Annotated in this window: 4 protein-coding genes and 1 tRNA gene; all 5 read right to left on the minus strand. The window is 64.9% G+C overall.

Features of this window, described 5'->3' with window-relative positions; all coding sequences use genetic code 11:
* Nucleotides 1-40: 40 nt before the first annotated feature.
* Nucleotides 41-1,126: an integrase arm-type DNA-binding domain-containing protein gene (locus IP83_RS18310; RefSeq protein WP_082364837.1), complete on the minus strand. Its 1,086-nt coding sequence runs from the start codon at nucleotides 1,124-1,126 to the stop codon at nucleotides 41-43.
* Nucleotides 1,127-1,297: 171 nt separating this feature from the next.
* A tRNA-Phe gene (locus tag IP83_RS18315) sits at nucleotides 1,298-1,373 on the minus strand.
* 106 nt (nucleotides 1,374-1,479) lie between these two features.
* On the minus strand, nucleotides 1,480-1,653 hold the full coding sequence (yacG, locus tag IP83_RS19745) for a DNA gyrase inhibitor YacG (protein WP_082364836.1): 174 nt from the start codon (nucleotides 1,651-1,653) through the stop codon (nucleotides 1,480-1,482).
* A complete protein-coding gene (locus IP83_RS18320; protein WP_054123678.1) occupies nucleotides 1,650-2,645 on the minus strand; it encodes a ribonuclease E/G in 996 nt (331 codons plus the stop codon). Before IP83_RS18320 ends, yacG begins: the two co-directional genes overlap by 4 nt.
* The coding region (locus IP83_RS18325; RefSeq protein ID WP_197274443.1) for a Maf family protein at nucleotides 2,638-2,833 on the minus strand (196 nt) is incomplete at its 5' end. The genes IP83_RS18325 and IP83_RS18320, both read right to left, overlap by 8 nt.

Genomic DNA, 2,833 nt, shown 5'->3' on the forward strand with positions numbered 1-2,833 from the left:
CAAATCTCAGTGGAAATTACGGCCCCTCCCGGGTCACTTCTCAGTGGCAATCAACAAGCTGACGTTCGATCGCATCAGGATGCCATTTGCGTGATTCGTTGAGGAGCGTGCTTGCTGTTGCGCGAAAGCCGTGGGCAGTCATCTCCTCTGAGGTGTAGCCAAGTCGGCGCAGTGCAGCGTTCAGAGTATTGTCGGTGATGGGTCGCTTGGGGGTGCGGACGCTAGGGAAGAGGTAAATGCCGTCGCCCGACATGCGTCGCAGCTTCTTGAGCAGTGCTAGAACCTCGTCGGTCAGATGGACCTTATGGGGGCGTCGCATCTTCGTCTTTGCCACTGGGATCACCCAAAGCCTGGCTTCAAGATCGAACTCGGTCCACTCGGCCATCCGCAGCTCACCTGGCCGCACGAAAAGGTGCGGGGCCAGTTGTAGCGCGATCCGCACGGTCGGCTGTCCATCGTAGGTGTCGATTGCGCGAAGAAGTCCGCCAAGGGCTGCCGGCTCGAGTATGGCTGCACGGTGTTTCACCTTGGGAGTGATCAAGGCGCCGCGCAGGTCAGCGGAGATGTCCCTCTGTGCGCGCCCGGTTGCGATGGCGTAGCGGAAGATGGTCCCGAATGTGCTGCGCAGGCGAGTCGCTGTTTCGTATCGCCCTCGCGCTTCGACGGATCGGAGGACCTGCAGCAGCTCGGGAACAGTTATGTCGGCGATGGGGCGATTACCGAGCAAAGGTGTCGCAATGTCGATCATCCAGCGCAGCTTTGCGAGGGTTTTGGTGGCCCTGCCCTCAAGTGTCAGCCGATCCAGCCATTCATCGCTAATGACCTTGAACGTCTCGGACCGTCTGATCCTGGCTTCGCGCTCTCTCGCCTTCCGCTCCTCTGCAGGATCCAGTCCCAGCGCAAGGGCTTCGCGGGCGATATCGCGGACCTCGCGGGCCTTTGCGAGAGACAGATCGGGGAATTTCCCGAAAGAAAGTGTTTTCTGTTTTCTATCAAAGCGATAGTTCATTCGCCAAAGGCGGCCACCTGTGGGCATAACCATCAGATACAAACCGCGTTCGTCGGCCAATTTGTAGGGCTTATCCTTTGGTTTTGCTGCATTAATTGCGGTGAAAGTGAGGGGCATGATGGTACCGGGAGGTTGCTGTGGAGCCGATACCATCAAGTTTATCGAGAAAGCCCTCGGCTGCAACCGGATGAGCCGGATCAAACCCGGACGCGCGCCTTGGAAGAATGGCAGAAATCCGCCATTTCTTGGACGTCTGTGGAGCTTTGCGGAGGCTTCAGGAAGGGCAAATGGTGCCCGGGGACGGAGTCGAACCGCCGACACCGTGATTTTCAGTCACGTGCTCTACCAACTGAGCTACCCGGGCATTGTTCGCAGGGCCGGCGAGGGGCCTCAGCGCGTTGGAAGCGCGCCTATGGCGAAGGCGTGGCGGCTTGTCCAGCCCCTTGATGACGAAATCGCGCCATCTTGCCTCAGTCTACATCGCCCTCGGGATCCTGCACCGGGCCGGGTAGAGTGTAGCCTTCCTCCAGCCAATTGACGAGATCGCGGTCGCGGCAGCGGGTAGAGCAGAACGGGGCGTATTCGGCGCTGCGCGGCTTGCGGCAGATCGGGCAGCGGCGAATGGGAGCGGCGGGTGTCGTCATGCGCCAACTGCCTGCGCGAAGGTGGCGGCGGGCGCAAGAGCCGCGTCTTCATGCCACTGCAGACGGCGACCGGTGCGGCGGGCGAGTTCGGCTTCCCATTCCGCCAGCATCGCGCGGCGCACGGCGGGGTGCGCGGTGAGCAGCAGGGTACCGGGCTCGGCAACGCGCTCGGCCTGCCGCAGCAATCGGCGCACGGCGGCGGCGGCGGGCGCTCTGGCAAAACGCGCGACCAGCGAGGGTCGCTCTAGCCGCGCAACCAGCTGGACGAAGCCGAAACCATTCATCCCGGTGCGCTCGCCCTGCCAGCCTGCGGCCTCCAGCGCAGCGACCAGCGCCTCATCGACCGCGCGGCGTTGCGCCTTTTCCGCAAGCGAGGGGAAATCGATGCCCACCGACCCGCCGATATCGAAGCGCAGCAGCGCCGCGGCAATCGCCGGCACCGCGGCCAGCGCCAGCGCGGGAAGCGGCGGCGGGCCGTCGATATCGATCAGGGTCATTGCCGGAGTCGGGCTGACGACAAGGTTGCCGCCCGCGAACGCCACTTCGCCCGTCAGCGCCTCGGCGACGAGATCGTCCCACCCGGCTTCGGCAAAGGCGCGACCATGCACCGGCACGTCCCGCACCGGATGGGGTCCGGCATCCAGCTCCTCCAGCAAGGAAGGCGCAGGCCGGGGCGCCTCACCCGCCGCCGGACGCACCTGCGGCAGTTTGGTGCGGCCCTTCTCGGCAATCACCGAGCGCGTCACGCGGACCATGACCGGGCGCCCTTCGGTCAGCGCGGGATCGAACCCCTCACCCAAAGCCTCGCTGCCATCGGGCAGGCGCAGCACGGCGCGGCGCGTGCCGGGAATGCGGCTGACGAGGCGCGCCTCCGCCACCGCTCCCGCGCGCCAAGGCTCATCCCAAAGGATGCGCGCGGCCAGTATCTCGCCCCGTTCGACAAGGATCGCGCGTTCCTCGCCGATCCCCGCCTCGATCAGCCACTCAGGCAATCGCCAGCCCCGCCGCGCGCAGGAGACGGCGCGTCTCGTAAAGTGGCAGACCGACAACGCCCGAATGGCTCCCGGCCAGCCACGCGCAGAAGCCTTCCGCGCTGCCCTGGATGGCATAGCCGCCCGCCTTGCCGTGCCACTCGCCCCCGGCGATATAGGCCTCGATCTCGGCGGGCTCGAGCCGCTTG

This window comes from Novosphingobium sp. AAP93 (assembly GCF_001296055.1).
In the GTDB taxonomy this organism is placed as follows: domain Bacteria; phylum Pseudomonadota; class Alphaproteobacteria; order Sphingomonadales; family Sphingomonadaceae; genus Novosphingobium.

What these genes read in the sequence shown, in the direction of transcription:
- IP83_RS18310 (WP_082364837.1), bottom strand. Translation starts at nt 1,126, where the DNA reads ATGCCCCTCACTTTCACCGCAATTAATGCAGCAAAACCAAAGGATAAG.
- yacG (WP_082364836.1), bottom strand. Translation starts at nt 1,653, where the DNA reads ATGACGACACCCGCCGCTCCCATTCGCCGCTGCCCGATCTGCCGCAAG.